We start from the raw sequence: 22,429 nt of genomic DNA on the forward strand, positions 1-22,429 counted from the left end.
TAAAAAATGGCGGCCAGTGTATAGCAAACTGACAACATGAGTATATGACTGAGGGCGAAAACACCATATTCACCCTCGATCTTAGCCGCCGTTTAGTGATTGCAAACTCGCGCCATATTGACCACAAACTTACCTTCAAGCTCACGAATTTTGTCGCGCTTGAGCAAAAATGCTAGTAATGCATCTAAGTCTAGATCATTCAGTTTACAGGTGTGAAAGCGAACGCTAGCGCCAAAGTGCTGTGTGAGGGCTTCGCGATCCATTGGTGTTTCTCTAAGTAGGTTTAGCAGCTCGTGAGCATGGATTTCACTCATTATTGACTCCAGTTATTAAGAACAATGCGTTCAGTTTACTGAAATCCTCAAGAGCTGCTTTGACTTAAATTAGTAAATGATTGAGGCAACAATGAGGGCATGAGCAAAAAAGTAACTGCCACTCACCCACAAATAGGCGTGTTTCATCGGTTTTCGATAACCGTGTATCGCGTATGCCAGCGCCGAATAGATCAGAACTAAGGTTCCGCTAAAACCGATAGCATTGGCGTAACTCGGCACTTGTAACCAAACTTCACCGGCTGCCCAAGCAAGTTGAACCAGCATCATCCCCATGATCACAACAGGGAATACCAGAGAGTCGAGTTGAGGTAGCAACAAAAAGAACGCCACGATACTCGCTGCAAGCAGCAGGGCCAACAGCCACCAGACAATCTCACCATTAAGCTGCACCCAAAATGACTTGCTGTAGCATACCTGGGCAACCAGATAAGCCGTAAAATAGATTAGCTTACGAGTTTTAAACGAGTGCAGCGTATCTGCCACCATAGACACAATAAGCCCACCCGCAATCCAGTAGGTATATGTTGCGGATGCACCTTGAGTTAACACCAACACAAGAAGAAGTAGCAGAGTAAAGATTTTAAACACGAGGGATTGTGTCGGGTTAGCTTGCTTTGCTCCCAACACGGAATACACACCTGATAGCCCTATCGCCAGCCAACTCCACATGCAGTATACACCTTTTACTTAAACTCGCCGCTAGTCTAGGTAGACCAGTTTTGATGTAAAGACACAATCTACGAAAGTTGGATCTCGCTAGCGATTCGAAACATTTTGTAACCCTCAGCCTACGTAATAATAAAGCCGATGAGCCTGAATGATGCCACTAAACATTGGGGCCAAGCTTTGCTCATCAGCCGAACCCATCAAATCACACGACACAATAACCAACGCTTTCTAAAACTATTTAACTGAAAAACAGATAAGTGCTCCAGGTAAGCCGCCACTTCACAAACTGACGATTAAACCACCAGGATGTATGTAATGCAGGCAACAAGAATAAATAACAGACACAAAATAGAAAATAGTCTTAGTAGCGCCCTAAGAGAGGAGAAACTACTGATGACTAGGGGTAAAAACTAAGAAAACCGACCTTAATTCAGTAAAAAAAACATCAGACAAGAAAAGTAAGTCAATGATAAATAAAACCATAATTTCAATAACAGATAAAAGTGCGGACTTCATAAACCATAAAATCACTAAACTCTTTTGAAGCCCATATTTTCTCATAAGGTAAGAAAATCTCACTCCATGCTTTCGATTTGACGATGCAACCTCATAGCACATTTTTTAATTTTCTCAATTTTTGAGAAATACAGGCAAAATAAACACCCAACATACCATTCGAAACAAAAAACAATTACAAAGCCAACATCACAAACCATTTAATATTATAAAATCATACACTTAAAACAAAAAAGGCTAGAAATAAAACAATGTGAACACTTTAAATACAGCACAAAAAACATAGTTTCATTAGTCAGAATCACGTAAAACCAGACAAGTTAAGTGTGGTTTTTGAAAAGATTAACGAGCATATGTTGATCAAACCCCAAAAACAGTGCTATATTAAATTCATCGAGTTCATCAAAGATTAAGGGGTAGTGTTATGATTTCATCTTCTCAAAAACAAGGGCTGGTTATGATTGCAGTGGTTGTGGGTTTAATGACACTGCCAATGATGTACTAAACCAATGATTTAAAATAAAAAAGGACGCAAATGCGTCCTTTTTTATTTATCTGTATAGCTCTACTGAATGTGCTTAGATAAAATATCCCAGTGCATATAGTAGAAACCAAGAGCGGCCAGCGTAATCAACGTCATTAGCAAAATTGCTGTACGCCAAATAAAGCGAGAGCTTCTTGGTGTCAGCTCTTTTTCACAAGCATCACATGCCGCCATAAAGCCTTTACGATCATCCAGCTTGTAATCGTCTTCGTGCACCACTTTGTTACGCACGGTTGCGATGAATCGAAGCTTTGCTATCACGTCATGCGGTAAACGTTCTTCACAACTATTAATAAGTTGGTGCAACCCTTTCCCTTCTGCATGGTACTGAGTACGCAAAAGTTTTTCGATCGTTCGGGTACGCATGACTACTTTTTCAATATCTGACATCGTAACCCTCCTTACCAGACCCTTCCTATGTTCATTATTTTTATTCTTCTATAAATTTAGAGCTTTTTCGAGCCGTTAAGTGCAATTTTACTTTCAATTTGTGCCCTTGAGCTCATATAGCCTAACAAGTGAAAGCCGCTTCGTTCAGCTTTAGTGACTTCGCTTGCAGATGAAGCGACGATTTCATCGTGCATCATTAAGATAAATCGTGAAGTGCGCCGAATAATCTCCATATCCCTTTCATTAGATTATGAATAAGCTACCTCAACTCATCGTTTCGTCAGCGAGTTCTGTAGAATGGAACCCGATAAAACATTGGAGGTTAATATGCCAATCTCACTTATTGTCGCCCTATTCGCCCTTATTGCCTTGGGCGCGTGGGTGTTTTTCCGTTTTTATAGTAAGCACTATGTGGGCGAAGACGCTCCAGAGCAAAGCGCGCAGGTAACGGTTTTAGATAAACAAGCGATAGACATACCAAACGCACCACCAGGTCAAGACGATCAAGAGTATTGGATTTACGTTCAACGTGGTTCTATCGGTCCAAAGCGTGAATTCCAAATTGGAGTGCATTACTACCATGCACTCAACCCTGGAGATAAGGGAACACTGACCTATCGCGGCAACAAGTTCCTTCACTTCGCTATCAAACGTTAAGGCAGTAACCAACGAGTCTTGGCAGAACGAGAAAAGAGATAGCTCATCGCCAAGGCTCCAGCTCCACTTAGAACGATCCAGACTGGAATCACCCACGCAGGATGTCCTGTGTACCAACCGAACTCTTTCATCGGCCATAAGAAAATAGGGTGAAGTAAGTAAATCCCTAAGCTGTGCTGACTGATCACACTAACCACTTTTTGTACTTTTGGTGATAAGCCTTCACCAAAGTAACGCCCGATCATAAAAATCATCGAAGCCGCTAGAATCACATTCAGTGTTTTATAAGAGAGCCAGCGCCCAACCGTATACTTCTCCGCCTCTAAGCTATTTGTCACAACCATCGTAAAGGTCACTGCCAACGCCACGAGTCCTAGCCCAACAAATAAGGTCACCATAGAGCGATTCAAAGGTACCTTTTGAAATAAAACATACCCCAGTGGAAGGTAACCCATATAAAGCCACATCTGATTACTCCACGGGCCATCAATCTTGAACAAGAACAGTGTGCTGGTGAAAAGCCAAAATGCGAGATAGGTATACAAGACGTTGTCATCCACGTTGCGTACCATCCATTGAAACAGCGGAATCACAAAATACAGTGGTATAAAGTAATAGAAAAAGCCGAGATGGTAATACGTTGCGTGGAATGGGCTATTGCTTAATACCTCTTTTACGGTTTCAAAATCAAAGCCTTGAGAAGTCCAACCTGAAAGGTATGCATAAAACATCGACCAAATAAGAAATGGAACTAAAACTTTGCCCAAACGCCTTTTGATATAATACTTACCGTCAAATGGTCGAGTGTCACTGAGCATTAGCGCTCCGGTGATCAAAATAAAAACTGGCACTGCCCAGCGGGTTACGCTATTCACGCCTACCGCTGTCAGCCATTGGTCAAATGGAATCACTCCTAACTCATTTCGATACGGTGCCAAGACGTGAATGGCGATCACTGCTACCGCTGCGAAGCAGCGCAATAAATCAAAAAACAGAACCCTTTCTCTCATACCTTTCCCTACTTTGAGTCGCTTATCGTTTATAGCATAGGGTAAATCTCAACCAGTGAAATGGTTAACAATCTGTTTTTGCTTATTTTTAACTCAACAATGACCTACAACGGAGATTTCATCACCACTCTAATCACTTAACGAGAACCAAAAACCAAGCATCAGTATTCACTCTCGATGCCAAACCGACACAATCTGATTACAGCAAACGGCGCATAAGAAACAAAAATGGCTCCGATTTGGAGCCATTTATACCATCTACAGATAGCGATACTGGGGGTAGTTACGCAGTAGCAACATTAGCTTTTGGCAACTTAATTGAAATAAGCGTCGTCAGTGCCAAGAAAGCAAAAGAAACCCATAAGCACGCTGCAAGACCAGCCTCTTGGTAGATCCAACCCGATAATACCGTGCCAATCAAACGTCCCATCGCATTGGCCATGTAGTAAAAACCGACATCCAACGAGACGCCATCGCCTTTAGCGTAGCTCACTATCAAGTACGAGTGCAGCGAAGAGTTAATGGCAAACACAGCGCCAAAAATCATCAAACCTACCACAATCACCAATTCAGGCTGCCAACCGATTTGCACACCATAAGCAATACCAGCCGTAATTAACGCTAGGATTCCTGCCCACACCAATGCTGCACTACCATCAGGCACACGACCTTGCGCTTTGCCAGTAATACGCGGCGCAAAGCCTTGCACAAACCCATAAGCAATGACCCACGCTGCGAGAAAGCTACCAACCCACAAGTGATCCCAGCCAAACACGCTACCAAGATAAATAGGCAGAGCAACGACAAACCACACATCACGAGCACCAAACAAGAACATGCGTGCTGCGGATAAAATGTTTATCGATTCAGACTTGGAGAATATTTGGCGAAACTTAGGTTTACTCTTTGCTTTACCCATGTCCGCTTCTAGCCAGATCATGCTGCAAACAAACACTAATGTAAGTACACCCGCCATAATAAACATCGAGTTTTGAAAACCCACCCAAGACAGCAGCAAGCCACCAACAAAAAAGCCCGCTCCTTTGAGTGCATTCTTCGAGCCAGTCAAAATCGCTACCCATTTGTAGAGCGCACCTTGCTGTTCGTCTGGTACTAGCGTTTTAATCGCGCTCTTAGCACTCATTTTGTTCAGATCTTTGGCAATCCCCGACAGAGCTTGCGCTGCCATCACCCAAGGAATGGTCAGCCATGCATTTGGTACTGCGAGCATCAGCAACGCAAACACTTGCATCGCTAAACCAATGTTCATGGTTTTATTTAGGCCTAACCTTGCGCCCAACCAACCACCAACCAGGTTTGTCACCACACCAAAAAATTCATAGAAAAGAAACAGTGAGGCAATAGCTAACGTGGAATAACCTAAGTCATGAAAATAGAGCACCACCAGCATACGCAGTGCGCCATCGGTCACCGTAAAGTTCCAATAGTTAAACGTCACTAACATGTACTGACGAATACTTTTGCTTAATTGAGAAATCATATTGACCTCATATGTACAGCGATAGAAGCATTTAGATCATCATGTTCTAAATACTTTCTAACCTGTACAGCAACATTGACCAATATAATGTTGCTGTGATTTTTAAAAAATGCCCCAACATCAATAAAAAGCAAAATACACCTTAAAAACAATGCATTAGTTAATATTAATGGCTTTTTTTGTAAACAGTCGTATCCTGAAGAAGCTCGAATTTAGCTTTTGGATCATAATGAACCAAAAGCTATTTAAGCTGATCAAGCGTCTTGAGCCACGCGTTCGATGTACTCAACTTGCACAGGTTTTGTAAATGCACCAGGGCGCAATGCCTGCACTTCTCGCACGATATCTTCTAACTGCCATTCCTTTTCTAGGAGTAGGTGAGCAGCGAACAAACCTGTGCGCCCCGAACCACCCATACAATGCATCGCAATTTTGCCACCTTGAGCAAGAATCTCGTGCAGTTCCGGACTGGCTTGTTGCCACTTCGTCGCAAATTCTTCATTTGGTGCGCAGTCGTCTTCAATCTCGATCTGGAACCATTTCATACCCAGTTGCTGAGTGGCTTCACCCAATGCAGAGACATTCTTCGCAGCTAATTCACTATCATCTAATGCAGTAACGACCGCTTGAACACCCTGCTCTTTCAACTGTTCTAACGACGCATGCAAATCGACACCTTTCGTTCCTGGGCACGGTGTTAAGATTAAAGCACCGGAGTCCAAATCTAATTGCCATGTAGGATGAGACATTGTGACCCCCTTTTAAGCCAAACCAACGTTACGAACCAGCTCTGCTGTGCGCGTTGCATAACCCATTTCGTTATCGTACCAAGCATAAATCTTAACCATACGAGAACCCACAACCATGGTTGATTGCGCATCAACGATGGTTGAACGTTGGTCGCCTTTATAATCGATAGAAACTAAAGGACGCTCTTCGAAGCCAAGGATGCCTTTCAAATCACCTTCAGATGCTTCTTTTAACAGTGCATTCACTTCTTCTGCTGTGGTATCACGCTTCACATCAAAAATGATGTCTGTTAACGATGCGTTTGCTAGAGGTACGCGAACCGCATGACCATTAATTTTGTCTTTTAATTCTGGGAAAATTTCGACAATCGCCTTCGCGCTACCCGTCGTAGTCGGGATAAGGCTCATGCCGCATGCTCTTGCACGGCGTAGATCTTTGTGTGGCGCATCCAAAATAGTTTGCGTATTCGTCAGGTCGTGAATGGTCGTAAAAGAAGATTGTTCGATACCCAATTTCTCATGAATGACTTTAACCACAGGTGCGATACAGTTAGTCGTACACGAAGCTGCTGTCACGATACGATGTTTTTCAGGGTCGAAAATATGGTCGTTCACGCCCACCACAATGTTCGCGATACCTTCTTCTTTCACAGGTGCGCTTACCACGACACGTTTCACGCCTTGCTCTAGGTATTTGTTTAGGAATGATGTTTTGCGATGTACGCCTGTCGCTTCAATCACAACATCACAATCAGACCAGTTCACCGCATCGATATCGCGTTGTTGAGTCGTGGCGACACGCTTGCCGTTGATGACGAGCTCACTGCCTTCGACCTGAACTCCATGATGCCAACGACCTTGCACTGAATCGAATTCTAATAAGTGACCAAGCGTCGCGGCGTCACCTGCGACATCGTTGATTAACACAAACTCCAATTCTGGCCAATCAAATGCCGCTCGCAGCGCTAAGCGACCAATTCGGCCAAAGCCATTAATTCCTACTTTAATTGTCATAGTTTTACCCTCTAATCTTCTACCTTGAATCTCTATTCGCTGTTAACAGCAAGCCTCACGACTTTTATCGTGTAAGCGTGTGATGTCGTCTTGGTATTCCTGCTTCAAACAGTTTGATGCCACTAAGTCTTCAATTAACTTTCGCATCCAACCTGGCAATTGCTGTGATAACTCGTAATACACCCATTGCCCTTGGCGTTTATCCACCAAGATGCCACTGGACCGTAACTGAGCAAGATGACGAGAAACTTTCGGCTGGCTCTCTTGCAGAGCAAACGCCAAATCACCAACGCAAGTTTCACCTTCACGGGCCACGAGCATTAAACAACGTACGCGTGTTTCATCGGATAACAGCTTAAAAAACTGATGTGGAAGCATAATGAACATACCTATATATGGATATGCGTATATGTTTATTTAATTAAGATATATCGTCAAGAGGAAACCGTCCATCGTCATAAAAGTTTCACATCTAACGAACAGCTTGATTGTAAAGAGAGAGATTCAAAGAGATAAAAGATAAGACACGAAATTATGCAGTCGCGATGCTTTGACTCCAGCGAACCGCTTCACCTAAGGAGAGCTTCACTTCCTCTAAAGGCAACCCCAATTGCATCGTGATTTTTTCAACCCCTGACCAATCGGCACGCTCGTAGCACTCTTCGAGGGAAATAAGTGCACCATAAACCCCTTTGCGATGTAATAGCGCTTGTTGTACTGAATGACTAAGCGGTAACTGCCTAACTAAAGATTCCACCGAAAGATCCAACAGCGCATCTAGAATCGACAGCAAACCAACCATAAAACCTTGTTCGTTGAGGTGAGAGAAGGGCTGATAGCGCGACATCAATTGGCAAAATTGAGCTCGTTGCAATGAAAGGTGATACAGCTCTCGAGGCTTGTTACTGGAGATATACGATGCCACAACCAAAGAGACAAACTGCTTAAGGTTATCCTGGCCAAGATAAATCAATGCCTGACGAAAAGAGCTGATTTCGACAGCCAAATTCGGCGCTTGCGTATTTACAAAACGCAATAATTTATATGACAACGCGACATCTTGCGTAATGATGGACTCGATACGAGTAAAGTCAGGCTCAGGAGCACAAACTTCACGAAACAGTTGCAATGCCAACACTTGCTCAGGACTGACGTATTTAGTCTGCGAGACGAGTGGCTTGCTAAAAAAATAACCTTGGAAAAATTTAAAGCCAGCCGCTTTCGCTTGCTCAAACTCTTCTGCGGTTTCAACACGTTCTGCTAAAAAGTGGTATTTGACGCGTTTGGCAAGGTGTGTTGTGACAAGTTCACAGGCCTTTTCGAGCCCCATCGCCATAATGTCGAGCTTCACAATATGCACATATGGCAAAAAACGGCGCCATTCTGGTGTTAGGGTGAAGTCATCCAAAGCGATCAAGTAACCTTCTCGATAAAACTCACGAATCGCATCAAGAAGCTCATCCGTAGGTTGGCACGTTTCCAACACTTCGATGACAATTTTGTTTTTCGGCAAACTGCGCGGCAAACGTCGCACCAAACTTTGATGAGGAAAGTTAATAAAGCATCTTGAAGAGGCAATCACTGGGTTAGTACCCAGTGATAGGAAGTTTTCGACGATCAGTCGGTATGTCGCTCGATTTGAATCAATATGTGAAGGGTATGCGTTACTCTCCCCGTCTCGAAACAACAATTCATAACCCAGCGTCTGTCTTTTTCGGTTAAAGATCGGCTGGCGAGCGACATACGTTGTATTCATGCTAAAGAAGGACCTATAAATGGCTTATGACTTTGCAGCTGCTAATAATGCACCACAACCCATGAACATTGAACCGAATACTTTGTTTATTTTTCCCATGATTTTATCGGAGCGAATAAAGCGTCCCATTTGTGCTGCCAAGCTCGTGTAACCCAACATTACACACGCATCAATCACGACCGTAGTGACGCCAAGCACCAACAGTTGCGTGATTTGGTCTTTTGCCGGGTCAATAAACTGCGGGAACAACGCCACCAGAAAAACAATCGATTTAGGGTTGGTGAGGTTAATTAACACAGCCTTGTACAACAGCGCCGTGCCTGACATCTCGTTGTGGTTTTCAGCTGCGACTAAGCTTGATGTATCGCGCCATTTCTGAATCCCCAACCAAACCAGATAAGCGGCACCAACCCATTTAATGACAGAAAATGCGGTTGCTGACTGCGCGACAAGCGCACCAATACCCGCCCCCACCAGCGCGATGTGGATAACTAAACCAATTTGTAAGCCAATAATGGCACCCAGTGATTTACGGGTACCGTAACTCAAACCATTACTGATTGAGTTCACCGTGCCAGAGCCCGGAGCCAAACTAAAAACGATTGCTGTTACTACATAAGCTAACCAGACATGGGTATCCATTGCATTTCCTCACTAATTCTTCGATGATACATCGCGTAAACAACGTATCTTCAGGTAATCAACTAATGGCGACTAACCATTCACCTTTGACTTATACTCAAGAGACATTATTTGAGCAAGCAATTGGTGGTCCGATCGCAGCACTTTGGCAAACTCGCCAAGAGGGCTTTGTTAAAGGGACTGAGAAAAAGAACATTTACTGGTGCAAGCTAACCAACCCAGAGCATAAAAAAGCCGTGCTCATCGTAAATGGACGCATTGAGTCTTCCTGGAAATACCAAGAGCTGTTTTACGATCTCTACCGCCAAGGTTTCGATGTCTATTCCTTTGACCACCGCGGACAAGGTTTATCAGATCGTTTATTATCTGACTCAGATATGGGTCACGTCTATGACTTTACTGATTATATTGATGATATGGACATCGTCGTAAAAAAACACGACCTTAGCGAATATCAACAATGCTTCATCATCGCGCACTCTATGGGCGGCGCGATCGCCACACGTTACCTGCAAACTCACCCAGAACACCCTTTTACTGGTTTGATTCTAAGTGCGCCCATGTTTGGCATTAACCTGCCATGGTACCTATCACCAATAGCGATTCCGGTCACACAAATTATGTCAGCGGTATCGACTTTGCCACGCTATGCACCAGGACATCAGGCCTACTTCCCTAAGCCCTTTGAAGATAACCCACTTAGCCAAAGTTACGGCCGCTACCAATGGTTCCGAAACCTATATACGGAAAAACCGGAACTGCAAGTCGGTGGGCCAAGCACTCGCTGGGTTTGGCAAGGGCTCATGGCCGCTAAGCAGTGCTTTTTATTAACTCGCCAAGTCAAAATACCAGTAATCCTAATCCAAGCCGGAAACGATCGGATTGTTAGCAACCTCGCGCAAAAGCGTTTTATTGATAAATTGCGGAAAACCAACCCGCACGCGGAGCTGCTTTCTATCGAAGGCGCACAGCATGAAATCTTGTTCGAAACCGACAAGTATCGTAATCAAGCGCTCGATGCGATTTTCCGCTTTATGAATGACCCTAAATCGCCATCAAACGAACAAGCACAATAAGAACTCTAGGCGACCATTTCACGACTAAGATTAAAGAGGAAATGTCTACACATCGATTTACCCTCTTTTTCATCCTCATTTTGGCGTACACTGCTTGAACTTGGCTACTTTGACACTGTGTTTAACCGCATAGTGCTATGAGCCCAAGTTCCCCCGCATTCGGAGCAGTACGATCTAGTCAGTCTGCTGTACTCCGTTTGCAATTCACCTGTTCCACACTATCCAAACCGTTTACGAGGACTTCATGAGCACATCGCTACCTTGCAAAGAGATCACCAAAATCGTTGCCTCTGATCTGGATGGCACGTTACTCGCACCTAACCATCAGCTCAGTGCTTACTCAAAAGAGACGCTAAAAGCGCTGCATGAAAAGGGTTATACCTTTGTCTTTGCAACCGGCCGTCACCACGTAGACGTTGCGAGCATCCGTCGCCAAGTTGGCATTCCAGCTTATATGATCACGTCGAATGGTGCCCGAGTGCATGACCAGGAAGATCAGCTAATGTACAGCGAGAATGTCCCTGCGGAACTGGTACAAGGCGTGATCGACACGATCAAACATGATCAAGAAATACTTATTCACATGTATCAAAATGATAGCTGGTTGATGAACAAGGATGATGAAACGTTACGTGACTTCCACGATGAATTCACTTACGTCTTATTTGATGAAGACCGCGCCCCAACTGACGGTATTGCGAAAGTTTTCTTCACGCATCCTGGAGAAGACCACGAACGTTTGGTCGTATTTGAAAACAAACTACGTGAGCAGTTTGGTGATAAGCTGAACATCGCATTTTCAACGCCTTGGTGTTTGGAAGTAATGAGCGCTGGCGTGTCTAAAGGTCATGCTCTTGAAGCGGTAGCGAAAAAACTCGGCCTCACGTTAGAAAACTGCGTAGCATTTGGTGATGGCATGAATGACGTAGAAATGCTGTCGATGGCAGGTAAAGGGCTAGTTATGGGTACATCACACGAAAAAGTGATGAAAGCTCTACCAAATAATGAAGTAATTGGCAGCAATGCAGAAGATGCGGTTGCACACTACCTACAAGAACACTTGCTGTAAGCTTCAATACTCCAAATTATGAAGGGCTGCACATTCGCAGCCCTTTTCTTTTATCGCTGACTTGGCAGCTTCTCTTTGCCAAGAATCGCGTCCCATTCTTCTTCTGTCACGGGCATAATCGACAAGCGATTTCCACGTTTCACCAACGGCATGTTCTCAAGTTCTGGCATCGCTTTCATCACCGACAACGGAATCACTCGCGCCGTTTTACGTACAAACTCTACATCCACCATAATCCAACGCGGGTTGTCTGGGTCTGACTTTGGATCGTAATAATCGCTTTCGGGATCGAATTGGAAATGATCGGGATAGGCTTCTCTCACAACTTTAGCAATACCTGCCACGCCAACATGTTTACAAGAAGAGTGGTAAATCAGGACTAAATCGCCCACCTTCACTTGGTCACGCATCATATTGCGCGCCTGATAATTACGAACTCCCTCCCAACATGAAACCTTTTGGGTTCGAAGCGTGTCAATAGAAAAGGTATCTGGTTCAGTTTTAAATAACCAATATGCCATAATGCCATCCGATGCCGATTGAGTAACAATAATGAGGAAGATATAACATGAAGGCTTTGAAAAACCCAGTGGCGCTTGCCACCCTGCTGGTTCTGCAAGCATGTAGTTCACAGTCGCCACAATCTGGTGCCGCTGACCTAACCTCTCCACCAGCAACCTTAGATAAGCCTGAAACCATTCAACCTCAAACTTTTATGCTGCGCGGAAAAGTGATCGTCGGTCACGAGAGCCAATACATCATGCCTTGTGGCAGCGACAAGCAATATTGGTTGCAACTGTCACCACAGCAAATGCAACGAGCAATTCAGTTAAATAACGAGCCTTACCAGACCATGTATGGCGAGGTTATCGGCCACCTCAACCCACCGGGCATCGATGGGTTTTCTGCTGATTTCGATGCTAACTTTGTCGTGGAACAAGTGAACTTCCTCACAACGGAAAATCCAAACTGTTGTCAGCAACCAAACAAACCAACTCGCGTGTTTGGTAATGAGCCTTCTTGGTCGGCAAGCTTTGAGGCTAATGGACTAACATTCCAGCAAATCGGCAAACAAACCACAAAATTAGCGATTAAAAGCAGTCAGCTTCAACCTCGCCAGCGCACTTATCAACTACAAGATGGTGAGCTTCGCTTAACAGAAAACCTCTGCTCAGACACAATGAGCGATTCTTTGTATGGCTGGAAAGCAACACTAAAACATGATGGCGAGACGTATCAAGGTTGTGGTATGGCTGCAAACGTCGATGCAACGCTTGGCTGGGCTAATACCTATGTCGCGACCTCAACCCAATCACAAGGCTTTGAAGTACAAATGACCTTAAACCCAGACCATAGCGCCACAACAAAATACCGTTACGCCAATGGACAAGCACCATTAATCGAGCGTGGTTACTGGCAACAGTTAAGTCCGTATCAGGTTCAAGTTGTCATGACGCATCATCAACAGCAAAGGCTAATGTCAGAGCGACTGTTTACTCGAGAAGGCAATCAGCTCAAAGCGACCAAAGAAAAAGTCGGTAACTTGGTATACCCAATCGCCGATGGTGGTTTAGTCCTTTATCCTGCCACCGTTCGTGATGAAGGCATCATGCAACCAGCCGAAAAACGCACCAACAACCCCATCGGTAGTGCTGACGTCCCTTCTAGTGCAGAGTTTGATTCAAAAGTAGATGCCGCGGTGCGCAACTACTTCTTTATCCATCAAACCACCCCCAACAATAACCAATACCGTTGGCTAACTTACGACCTCAACAGCGATGGTAACGAAGAGCTATTGGTACAGTTGGATTGGTGTGGTTCCGGAGGCTGTACATTGCTGATATTTGAACATCACGAAAAGGAATGGCGATTTAATAGCCGCATTACACTAGTGCAAAGCCCGATTATGCTCGGCCAACAAACCTCTCATGGTTGGCGAGATCTGATTTTTAATGTCAGCGGTGGCGGAGCTAAAGCGGCTCAACACGTGATGCAATACACTGGGGTTAGCTACCCACTCAACCCAAGCATGGCGCCAACGGCAACGCCGAACCAAGTCAGTGGTGTGCGTCTGTTCTCTGATGGGATAAGCCCGGTGCGCGAAGGAGTTCGTCTGTAATGTCACAACCGTGTCCAACCTGCGGTTTTCAATTCAATTGTATGTGCTCGCTAATGCCGAAACTTACCAGTGAGCACAACATCCTGCTGTTAATGCATCCGAATGAACTGAAGCGTGATACTAATACCGGCCAGCTACTAGAGCAGTGCCAACTCAACATTGAGCGAGTAATCTGGGATCGCAAACAGCCACCAGCAGAATTGCTCACTCTATTAGCTGATCCGTCGCGGTATCCGGTGTTGCTCTTCCCCTGTGAAGAAAGTATCACACTCGAAGATGTGGTACTCCAAAGCCAGCAACAAACCAAAACTCCGCTGTTTATTATTTTGGATGCCACCTGGCAAGAGGCGCGCAAGATGATCAATAAGAGCCGTTGGTTAGAAGGTATCCCTACTATGGGATTGTCTGCGTCGGCGGACTCACAATATCAGCTGCGACGCAACCAACAACAAGGTAACTTGTGCACGTTTGAAGTCGCTGCACATTTGCTCGGGCAACTTGGAGAACAAAACAACCAACAACAAATGCAGCGCTTTTTTGCCCATTACCTCGCTCTGTTCCAAGCTGAAAAGAGTGGACACGCTCTTAAGCGTTAAACATTAAGCTCAGTAGAAGAACCAAAAAAAAACGCAGCCTACGCTGCGTTTTTTACGACAAGAAGTTTCACGTGAAACATCATTAAAACAGTCGAGTCGGCTCGCCAAGATAGTAACCCTGCAAATAATCCACCCCCATGTCTTGTGCAATGGTGCACACCTCCTGACTGTGGACGAACTCCGCCACCGTCTCCGCGTTAAACACCTGGCACAAACGCACCAACTGGGAAGCGATCTTGCGCTGTTTTAAGTCTTTATCAATATCACGAATCAAGCTGCCATCGAGCTTTATGACTTCTGGCTCCAACTTTAGGATTTCATCGATATTCGAATAGCCGGACCCAAAGTCATCAACAATGATACGCGCCCCTAAGCTTCTAAAATGACTGCACACTTCTATCATTCGGCCGTAGTCTTTGATCTGCTCAGATTCCAGCACTTCTAAACCAATTCGCCTTGGGTCATTTAGCTGGCTAATTTCATGCTCTAAAAGCATTAAAGTTTTATCACTGAGCAAATCTTGCGGCGATAAGTTTATAGAAAAGTCACCTTGCTTATCTCGCATGTAATGCAACGTAGAATGAATCATGTGCCGACTTAATCGAGTGTAAAGATGCGTATCAGAGATAATTGGCAGAAAACGCCCTGGCGCAATCACCGTTCCATCGGCTTCCAGAATACGAACCAAACATTCTTGGCTTGCCAATTTGTGGCTACCCGCATGCACAATAGGTTGGCTATAAGTGATGATATTCTGTTTGAGAATGGCTCTACTGACGCAACTTAGCCATCCAAGTTGCTCTTTACGCACATCCTCACTGACTTCAATATCTTTCGCATTACAGATATGGGTATTACTGCGTACACCGGAGCGCCTCGCTTCGATGCCTTTGAGTAAGAGCTCATCTACTGAAGCGGATGGAAAATCTCGACGACTCACTAAGCCGCCGCATAGCGAGATAGAAAGATAATCTATTTCACGTAGGCCAATTGGCTCAAAATTAGTTTGTTCTACCGCGTCAGCAAAACGCGTAAAGTGCTGTTTGATGGTCTCGCTGCTTTGATCAGCTTTAAATATGAACGCCCATTCACCAACCCCAATACTATAAAGCTGCAAAGCCGTTGGCATGCCGAAACGCTTTCGTAGTCGATTCGTAAAGTGCATTGAGAGATCTTTGAGTAATTGATCTCCCACTCGGTAGCCGTATTTTTCGTTGATATGACTAAAGTTAAGTAGCTTTAGAGTCAACAAATGCTCATCCAAATCGATGTTACTCAGCCGCTCTTGCAATGCGACCCGGTTTTGTAACCCCGTGCGACTGTCGCGTCGATAGCTTTCTTGTAACTTGCGCGTTTGGCGATCGAGTTGATATCCCATATGCGCGTTCATATGGTTGAGATCGCCGATCGCATTTCGAATCAAGCTAAACAACGGTGAAATAGAGGAGCTAACGGGCAACTTAGGCAAGTTCAATGTTTGCACTTCGTCTCCCTCTCGCATCGCTAAATACGTCAGGCTGTGATGAAGAATTTCGGGCTGACCAATACCACCATGCAGTTCCCCCATACAGTAACTACCAAACGTCGTCGCAATATCTTTGAATGCTTGGACTTCGTCGCTGCTGTCAATAAAGTCTAACCGTGACGCGCAGTTAAAAATCATCACGACTTCAGGTTGGTGCATGGCTAACTCAACCACACCATGCCGCACTTGCTCGAGCGTTAACGAGGGATGGTTATAGCAAAATTGCACTTCGTCACCAAGACACCAGGGCCTGTCGAAGCTCATACTGCCATCAGCGTGTAGCTCCGTTACCGTACAAACTTCCTTTCGCCCTAAGCTTTCTCGATACAAAGGAAAGCTGAGCAGTTGACTCAGCGTCACATCATGGCCATCCGCCAAGTAACGCTTGTATACGTCCAGCGCTTTCTTCTCACCTAAACAATACAAGCGCGTTCCTTTTGCATGAGTGACTTTGTGTGGCATGCCAATCGGGTTCCACTCCGAATACGCATCAGTCCATAGCTTCAAAGTATCACTGTGCAAAGCTACGGCAACCACAGCGTTATCGTAAACTCGGTTTTGATATAGCACCCAGCAGCCATCGTCAATACTCTGCGCCAACCCTCCAGAAATCACTACTTCTTCACTGGCAAAGGTTTGAAACAAGGGATAGTCACGTCGTTCAATTTGCACAGCAAAGCTGAGGATCACCTGTGAATTATGCTGCATTAGAAGAGAGCGCTTGAGCTCCCCGCCATCAATGTCAGGGGAGTAAGAGTATGTTTGTACCGCAGAAGTCAGCGTGGTTTGCTCAAATTCAATCACACTCACTAGGCAACCAGAGGTAAATATCTCCCCTTCCAGAATTACATTACGCGTACTATGCCCCATAACATGAGCATTCGGCAGCGACGACAAAACGGCGTCTGCAAGTGTGGTCGTAAATTCGCGCGATTGCGTCGACAATATTTGTACTAAATATTGTTTATCTGAGGAAATTGGAAAAGTGACTAAAAAGTCATTCAGTTGACTGACATCGTGAACCAGTTTTGAAAAAGCTCGCATGGACCTACCACTGCCGTAACACTATCTTCACCACGACGTGTGGCGTTACTATTTTTATTTAATAGAGAATAATTTACGTGGCTTTGCGCTGCTTTTCTAGACACAAAATGAGATTAGAATGGATTAATGCGAAAGCAATTAAAAAAGTGTGAGTAACGGCTGCAAACTATTGATTTCAATATCAGGTAAAGTACGTGTTTTTGAATGGTTAATGACATTTTTATTCATATCATTAAACCAACAGGCTGCAAAACCAGCCAACTTTGCACCATGCACATCCGTGGTTAGGTGATCACCGACATGCAGAATATTCTCCGCAGGGATATCCAAGAATCGCTTCGCTTTAGTAAACATATCGGTTGCGGGTTTCGCCAATCCATCTGGTCCTGCTTTAAGTACCTGTTGGAAATAAGGCGTAAGACCGATGCGGTCTAAATCCACATTACCGTTGGTGATTGCCACCAACGGGATGTGCTGCGCGAGTTCCTCCAGTACATCGAGGCTTTGCTGCGGCACTTCAAAACGGTTACGCCAGTCCAACGCAACGTCTACTGCGGCTTTCGCAGCGGCATGTGCTGCGTCTTCGTCGTAGCCTACTTGGGAGAAAGCTTGCTGAAGTTGCACTAAACGCCATAAAGTGACATCGCTCTTCAGCTCGGGTTGTTGCTGCACAACACGTTGTTTGAGAGCAAACCAATCCGCTTTGTTCATATGAGCAACCGCTGGATGATGGTGCTTGAGCCAAGATAACAACTCACGCTCCATGCGAACTATCACAGGATAGTTGTCATAGAGGGTATCATCTAGGTCAAAGGTCATTGCCTTAATAGGCTCGATACGGCGATAAAATTTCATACTTCGGCTCACTCCCCGTTCTTTTTACGTGCGCGTGGGTGGGCTTGGTCGTAGGCTTGCGCCAAATGTTGGAAATCCAAGTGCGTGTAGATTTGGGTCGTCGAAATGTTCTCGTGCCCTAAAAGCTCCTGCACCGCACGTAAGTTATTGCTTGATTCGAGCATATGTGTCGCAAATGAGTGACGCAATTTATGCGGACTAATATGGCTTGCGACAGACTGTTTCTGCCCCCATTCAGCCATGCGCTTTTGCACGCTACGATGCGAAATACGCGTTCCGAGCTTAGATACAAACAAGGCGGGCTCACCTGGAGCGGCTAAATCACCACGAACGCGTAACCACTTCCCGACCCACTCGGTTGCCATCCCAGAGAACGGTACTTTACGTTCTTTATCGCCTTTACCAATAACACGAAGCTCACCACTACGCAGTTGTACATCACGTACATCCACACCCACCAACTCAGCCAAACGTAAACCGGCGCCGTACATCAGCTCCATCATGGCGCGATCGCGCACAGCCAACGGGTCGTCCTCGTTGACTTCAAGTAATTGGCTCACTTCGTCAACATCGAGGTTTTTGGGCAACGGGCGTTTTTTGCGAGGTGCTGAAACCCCTTTGGCTGGGTTAGCCGACATCTCGCCACGCAGAATAAGGAAATCGAAAAAGCTACGCAGCGATGAGAGTCGCGTTGCCAAACTGCTGGCTTTCATGCCTTCTCGCATGCCCTTACCTGCTAATTGGCGCACCCAACCAGCATCCACTTGAGACCAATCTTTGAGCCCCATTTCAGCTAAGTGCTGCGCCATAGTTTCTAGCTGCTGTTTGTAATTGCGCTGAGTATGTAGGCTAAGCCCCTTTTCGCTTCGTAAGAATTCATAGAAGCGCTCAAGAGGCTTTTGCAAACTATTTGGCAGAGGAGTGTTGGGAGTTGTCGTCATCGTAACTTTGCCATACCAGTGTTTGAGCGAGATGTGCCACTACTAATGATAGGTGACGCAAAAACAAGGTATCCATATCTGGCTGAAAATGGCCGCCATCTTCACTAGAAAAAGCAAGCACGCCCAGTGTTTGCTGTTTCACGAGCGGCAGTACCACATAGGACCCCATTTCCGGCACTTCCATGTTGCCAAACAAAGCTTCACGATCTACTTTGCGAAGACGTCCTAAGTACGCATCTTTGCCATTTAAGTGAGTGGTCGCAAAGCGTTGATAACTTTCCTTACTCAATTGAATCGATGCGTCGCATTGACTAAACAATCGAACAAACGCACGTAAGCCCAGCGCCTTGGCTTTCTCTTCGATAGAATGAATGACTTGTTTAAAGTCACCACATTTTAGAATCTGCCCCTGCAAATCCATAAATTCGTAAAAGGTCCGATCATTGTTCGCAGCAAGCGACATTAGTGTAGTGATCTCTTCCTCTAACTCTTCAATGCGCTGACGTTGGCGATTCATTTGGATGTGTACCAAAGATACCGCGCCTAAGTCTGAGTGTGGGAAAGATAAACGATCCACAAGCTCCGGACGTTGCACAAAAAAGTCTGGATGATCTTTGAGGTACTCGGCCACTACTTCAGCCGTTAAGGCATCTGCTTCTACTTGAGACAAACCGTTTCCTTTTTCTTCAACTAGCAAGACAATTGACCATCAAATACATGCGTTGTAGGACCGGTCATAAACAACGGCTTGCCAGGACCTTGCCATGCAATTCGCAATTCACCACCAGGTAGAGAAACCTTAACGTTTTCATCCAACAAGCCCTGCAGAATCCCAACCGCGACTGCCGCGCATGCACCACTACCACAAGCTTGTGTCTCTCCTGCGCCTCGCTCGTAAACTCGAAGACGAATATGGTCACGACTCATCACCTGCATAAAGCCAGCGTTGACGCGCTCTGGGAAACGCTCATGCGACTCAAGCAGCGGACCGAGAGTTTCCACTTCTGCCGTATCCACATCGTCGACCACGGTCACTACGTGCGGGTTACCCATGCTCACAGCACCACAAAACAAGGTATTGTCGCCTGCTCGCATGATGTAAGTTTTCTCTTTTTGCTTCGCTTTGAAAGGAATTTTGTTCGGTTCAAACTCTGGCACGCCCATGTTGACCGTCACTTCCCCATCATCTTCGATGTTGAGAATCATCTTTCCTTTCTTGGTGCTCACGCTGATGCTGTATTTATTGGTCAGCCCCTTCAAGCGAACAAAGCGGGCAAAACAGCGTGCACCGTTACCACACTGTTCAACTTCACTACCATCGGCATTAAAAATCCGATAATGGAAGTCGGTTTCAGGGTCGTAAGGGGCCTCTACCACAAGCAATTGGTCAAAACCAACGCCAGTATGACGATCCGCCAAGCGGCGGATCAGGTCTTGCGAGAAAAACACGTTCTGGGTAATACAGTCGACGACCATGAAGTCGTTGCCCAAACCGTGCATTTTGGAAAAGTGGAAATGCATTTGTTGTGTGTTACTCCGGTAGAATCTGTTCCAGCTGCCACAAACTGGTCAGCTCCTCACGCTGGCGAACTAAGTGGCTTTGTTTACCGTCCACCATCACTTCTGCCGCTCGGGTACGAGTATTGTAGTTCGAAGACATCACAAAACCATAGGCACCTGCTGAACGAACCGCGAGTAGATCACCTTCTTGCAAAACGAGTGCGCGATCTTTACCCAAGAAGTCGCCGGTTTCACAAATAGGACCAACCAAGTCGTAAGTCTGAGCTTCACCCTTTCGCGGTGAAACTGGCACAATATCTTGCCATGCTTGGTATAGCGCAGGACGCATCAAGTCGTTCATTGCAGCGTCGATAATCGCAAAGTTTTTATGCTCAGTATGTTTTAAAAACTCAACACGCGTTAGCAAGATACCTGCGTTCGCAGCAATTGCACGGCCTGGCTCAAAGATCAGCTCCAAGTCTTGGTGATTTTCAAGACGGCCTAGTAACGCTTTGGCGTAATCAGAAGGCTGAGGTGGTAATTCATCACGATAGACCACACCCAAACCACCGCCGACATCAAGGTGACGAATGTTAATGCCTTGCGCTTTTAAATCATCAATCAGAGCTAATAAACGGTCTGTCGCGTCGATAAATGGGTCTATATTGGTCAGCTGAGAACCAATGTGGCAGTCGATGCCTTGCACATTCAAGTTCGGCAGGCTTTGCGCGAATTTATAAACATCTGGCGCACGATCAAACGCAATGCCGAATTTATTGTCGCGAAGACCAGTCGAAATGTAAGGGTGTGTTTTAGCGTCGACATCTGGATTGATACGCAGAGAAATTGGCGCAATCACACCAAGCTCACCCGCAACCTTGTTCAAACGTTCTAGCTCTGGCTCAGATTCAACGTTGAAACATTTGATACCTAGCTCAAGAGCGCGCTTCATCTCTGCCGGTGTTTTACCAACACCAGAGAAAACGACTTTTTTCGGATCACCGCCTGCGGCAATCACACGCTCAAGTTCACCACCCGACACGATGTCAAAACCCGATCCCAAACGCGCTAGCGTGTTCAATACGCCTAAGTTTGAGTTGGCTTTCACCGCGTAGCAAACCAGGTGAGGATGCTGACCCACAGCACTATCAAACGCCTTCCAATGGCGCTCTAGCGTGGCTCGAGAATATACGTAAAGAGGAGTGCCATATTGCTCTGCAAGAGCTTGAAGTGGGACGTCTTCGGCCCAAAGCTGGCCATCATCCTGATAGTTGAAGTAATCCAAAATTCGCTTCCCTTATTTTATTCGACTGCTGAAACCTAATTTCACCCTAAGGTGCGGTTATTTATTGTGATTGCTCATTCTGTTGAGTGTCATCTGGAATGTATAGTGAGCCAGACTGACCACACCCCGCTAAGGTCGCGGCAACCATCACAAACAACACAGTAACTAATTTTTTCATTTCGCATATCGTGATTATTGAATCAATGCCCCCTATAATCGCACCACACTCAGGAAAAGCAATAGGATAGACGGATGAACGATACTGAATTTCATCAACTGGTGGATGCGCAGATGCAAATCATCGAAGAATCCATCGATGATTCAGGCGCAGACATTGATTACGAAGTCACTGGCAACGTAATGACATTGGAATTTGAAGACCGCAGCCAAATCATCATTAATCGCCAAGAGCCGATGCATGAGATCTGGCTAGCGTCCAAATCTGGTGGTTTCCACTTCAAACTTATTGAAGGTAAATGGACCTGCTCAAAAACGGGTATGGAGCTATTTGAAATGGTGAAGCAAGAGTGTGAAAAGCACGCAGGCGAAGCCATTGATTGGGCATAATTCTGGTCAATCGTCACCAAAACAAAAAGAGCACCGAAGTGCTCTTTTTGTTTATTGATACGGGTTTAA

Annotated in this window: 24 protein-coding genes; 6 read left to right on the forward strand and 18 right to left on the reverse strand. The window is 45.4% G+C overall.

Features of this window, described 5'->3' with window-relative positions:
- Nucleotides 1–92 precede the first annotated feature (92 nt).
- The 3 genes from R7E00_RS19740 to R7E00_RS19750 form a co-directional block, all read right to left on the reverse strand.
- Entirely contained in the window at nt 93–314 is a 222-nt protein-coding gene (locus R7E00_RS19740) for a YecH family metal-binding protein (RefSeq protein WP_005378711.1), read from the reverse strand.
- A 69-nt stretch (nt 315–383) separates the two neighbouring features.
- On the reverse strand, nt 384–1,004 hold the full coding sequence (locus R7E00_RS19745; RefSeq protein ID WP_005389670.1) for a lysoplasmalogenase: 621 nt from the start codon (nt 1,002–1,004) through the stop codon (nt 384–386).
- A gap of 1,081 nt (nt 1,005–2,085) precedes the next feature.
- A complete protein-coding gene (locus tag R7E00_RS19750; RefSeq protein ID WP_005378717.1) occupies nt 2,086–2,454 on the reverse strand; it encodes a hypothetical protein in 369 nt (122 codons plus the stop codon).
- Between the two features lie 327 nt (nt 2,455–2,781).
- On the opposite strand from R7E00_RS19750, the gene R7E00_RS19755 reads away from it, so the two are divergent.
- Entirely contained in the window at nt 2,782–3,111 is a 330-nt protein-coding gene (locus tag R7E00_RS19755; RefSeq protein ID WP_005389668.1) for a DUF2500 domain-containing protein, read from the forward strand.
- On the opposite strand, the gene R7E00_RS19760 is transcribed toward R7E00_RS19755, so the two are convergent.
- From R7E00_RS19760 to rhtB, 7 genes are all read right to left on the reverse strand, one after another.
- Nucleotides 3,108–4,121, reverse strand: a complete 1,014-nt coding sequence (locus tag R7E00_RS19760) for an acyltransferase (protein ID WP_017636080.1) — start codon at nt 4,119–4,121, stop codon at nt 3,108–3,110. The genes R7E00_RS19755 and R7E00_RS19760 overlap by 4 nt on opposite strands.
- 283 nt (nt 4,122–4,404) lie before the next feature.
- Nucleotides 4,405–5,622 (reverse strand): organoarsenical effux MFS transporter ArsJ, encoded by a 1,218-nt coding sequence (gene arsJ / locus R7E00_RS19765; RefSeq protein ID WP_005378722.1) that lies wholly within the window; start codon nt 5,620–5,622, stop codon nt 4,405–4,407.
- A gap of 254 nt (nt 5,623–5,876) precedes the next feature.
- Nucleotides 5,877–6,371: a cyclin-dependent kinase inhibitor 3 family protein gene (locus R7E00_RS19770; protein WP_053307418.1), complete on the reverse strand. Its 495-nt coding sequence runs from the start codon at nt 6,369–6,371 to the stop codon at nt 5,877–5,879.
- Between the two features lie 12 nt (nt 6,372–6,383).
- Nucleotides 6,384–7,385, reverse strand: coding sequence for an ArsJ-associated glyceraldehyde-3-phosphate dehydrogenase (locus R7E00_RS19775; protein WP_005383630.1), 1,002 nt, complete (start codon nt 7,383–7,385; stop codon nt 6,384–6,386).
- 42 nt (nt 7,386–7,427) lie between these two features.
- The gene (locus R7E00_RS19780; RefSeq protein ID WP_005378730.1) at nt 7,428–7,763 is read right to left on the reverse strand and encodes a metalloregulator ArsR/SmtB family transcription factor; all 336 of its coding nucleotides are present in this window, start codon (nt 7,761–7,763) and stop codon (nt 7,428–7,430) included.
- Nucleotides 7,764–7,917: 154 nt separating this feature from the next.
- Complete coding sequence (locus R7E00_RS19785; RefSeq protein ID WP_017636082.1) at nt 7,918–9,141, reverse strand: EAL and HDOD domain-containing protein; 1,224 nt, start codon at nt 9,139–9,141, stop codon at nt 7,918–7,920.
- Nucleotides 9,142–9,165: 24 nt separating this feature from the next.
- Entirely contained in the window at nt 9,166–9,783 is a 618-nt protein-coding gene (gene rhtB / locus R7E00_RS19790; protein WP_005378732.1) for a homoserine/homoserine lactone efflux protein, read from the reverse strand.
- 65 nt (nt 9,784–9,848) lie between these two features.
- Between rhtB and R7E00_RS19795 the strand changes: the two genes are divergently transcribed.
- Both R7E00_RS19795 and R7E00_RS19800 read left to right on the forward strand, forming a co-directional pair.
- Complete coding sequence (locus R7E00_RS19795) at nt 9,849–10,859, forward strand: alpha/beta fold hydrolase (RefSeq protein ID WP_005378733.1); 1,011 nt, start codon at nt 9,849–9,851, stop codon at nt 10,857–10,859.
- Nucleotides 10,860–11,103: 244 nt separating this feature from the next.
- Nucleotides 11,104–11,928 (forward strand): Cof-type HAD-IIB family hydrolase, encoded by an 825-nt coding sequence (locus tag R7E00_RS19800; protein WP_053307416.1) that lies wholly within the window; start codon nt 11,104–11,106, stop codon nt 11,926–11,928.
- Between the two features lie 50 nt (nt 11,929–11,978).
- On the opposite strand, the gene R7E00_RS19805 is transcribed toward R7E00_RS19800, so the two are convergent.
- Nucleotides 11,979–12,449 (reverse strand): EVE domain-containing protein, encoded by a 471-nt coding sequence (locus R7E00_RS19805; protein WP_005378735.1) that lies wholly within the window; start codon nt 12,447–12,449, stop codon nt 11,979–11,981.
- A gap of 47 nt (nt 12,450–12,496) precedes the next feature.
- Here R7E00_RS19805 and R7E00_RS19810 point away from each other — a divergent pair, with 47 nt between their 5' ends.
- A complete protein-coding gene (locus R7E00_RS19810) occupies nt 12,497–14,047 on the forward strand; it encodes a COG3650 family protein (protein ID WP_262606410.1) in 1,551 nt (516 codons plus the stop codon).
- Complete coding sequence (locus R7E00_RS19815; RefSeq protein ID WP_025768162.1) at nt 14,047–14,643, forward strand: tRNA-uridine aminocarboxypropyltransferase; 597 nt, start codon at nt 14,047–14,049, stop codon at nt 14,641–14,643. The genes R7E00_RS19810 and R7E00_RS19815 overlap by 1 nt, the downstream gene beginning before the upstream one ends.
- 82 nt (nt 14,644–14,725) lie before the next feature.
- Here the strand turns inward: R7E00_RS19815 and R7E00_RS19820 are convergent, their stop codons facing one another.
- The 7 genes from R7E00_RS19820 to lptM all read right to left on the reverse strand — a co-directional run bounded on the left by R7E00_RS19820 (nt 14,726) and on the right by lptM (nt 21,971).
- The gene (locus tag R7E00_RS19820; protein WP_262606409.1) at nt 14,726–17,212 is read right to left on the reverse strand and encodes an EAL domain-containing protein; all 2,487 of its coding nucleotides are present in this window, start codon (nt 17,210–17,212) and stop codon (nt 14,726–14,728) included.
- Between the two features lie 138 nt (nt 17,213–17,350).
- The gene (gene yigB / locus R7E00_RS19825; RefSeq protein ID WP_053350826.1) at nt 17,351–18,067 is read right to left on the reverse strand and encodes a 5-amino-6-(5-phospho-D-ribitylamino)uracil phosphatase YigB; all 717 of its coding nucleotides are present in this window, start codon (nt 18,065–18,067) and stop codon (nt 17,351–17,353) included.
- 8 nt (nt 18,068–18,075) lie between these two features.
- Nucleotides 18,076–19,008 carry a tyrosine recombinase XerC gene (xerC, locus tag R7E00_RS19830; protein ID WP_005378742.1) on the reverse strand — a complete coding sequence of 311 codons (933 nt, stop codon included), beginning with the start codon at nt 19,006–19,008 and terminating at the stop codon, nt 18,076–18,078.
- The gene (locus R7E00_RS19835; RefSeq protein WP_005383398.1) at nt 18,974–19,705 is read right to left on the reverse strand and encodes a DUF484 family protein; all 732 of its coding nucleotides are present in this window, start codon (nt 19,703–19,705) and stop codon (nt 18,974–18,976) included. The genes xerC and R7E00_RS19835 overlap by 35 nt, the downstream gene beginning before the upstream one ends.
- On the reverse strand, nt 19,699–20,529 hold the full coding sequence (gene dapF, locus R7E00_RS19840) for a diaminopimelate epimerase (RefSeq protein WP_005378744.1): 831 nt from the start codon (nt 20,527–20,529) through the stop codon (nt 19,699–19,701). Before dapF ends, R7E00_RS19835 begins: the two co-directional genes overlap by 7 nt.
- Before the next feature lie 10 nt (nt 20,530–20,539).
- A complete protein-coding gene (gene lysA, locus R7E00_RS19845; protein WP_005378745.1) occupies nt 20,540–21,793 on the reverse strand; it encodes a diaminopimelate decarboxylase in 1,254 nt (417 codons plus the stop codon).
- Nucleotides 21,794–21,854: 61 nt separating this feature from the next.
- Nucleotides 21,855–21,971 carry an LPS translocon maturation chaperone LptM gene (gene lptM / locus R7E00_RS25455; protein ID WP_005378746.1) on the reverse strand — a complete coding sequence of 39 codons (117 nt, stop codon included), beginning with the start codon at nt 21,969–21,971 and terminating at the stop codon, nt 21,855–21,857.
- A gap of 74 nt (nt 21,972–22,045) precedes the next feature.
- Between lptM and cyaY the strand changes: the two genes are divergently transcribed.
- Nucleotides 22,046–22,360, forward strand: a complete 315-nt coding sequence (gene cyaY, locus R7E00_RS19855; RefSeq protein ID WP_005383391.1) for an iron donor protein CyaY — start codon at nt 22,046–22,048, stop codon at nt 22,358–22,360.
- The last annotated feature ends 69 nt before the right edge of the window (nt 22,361–22,429 follow it).

The sequence above is a fragment of the Vibrio sp. Vb1755 genome, assembly GCF_033338635.1.
Lineage (GTDB): Bacteria > Pseudomonadota > Gammaproteobacteria > Enterobacterales > Vibrionaceae > Vibrio > Vibrio alginolyticus.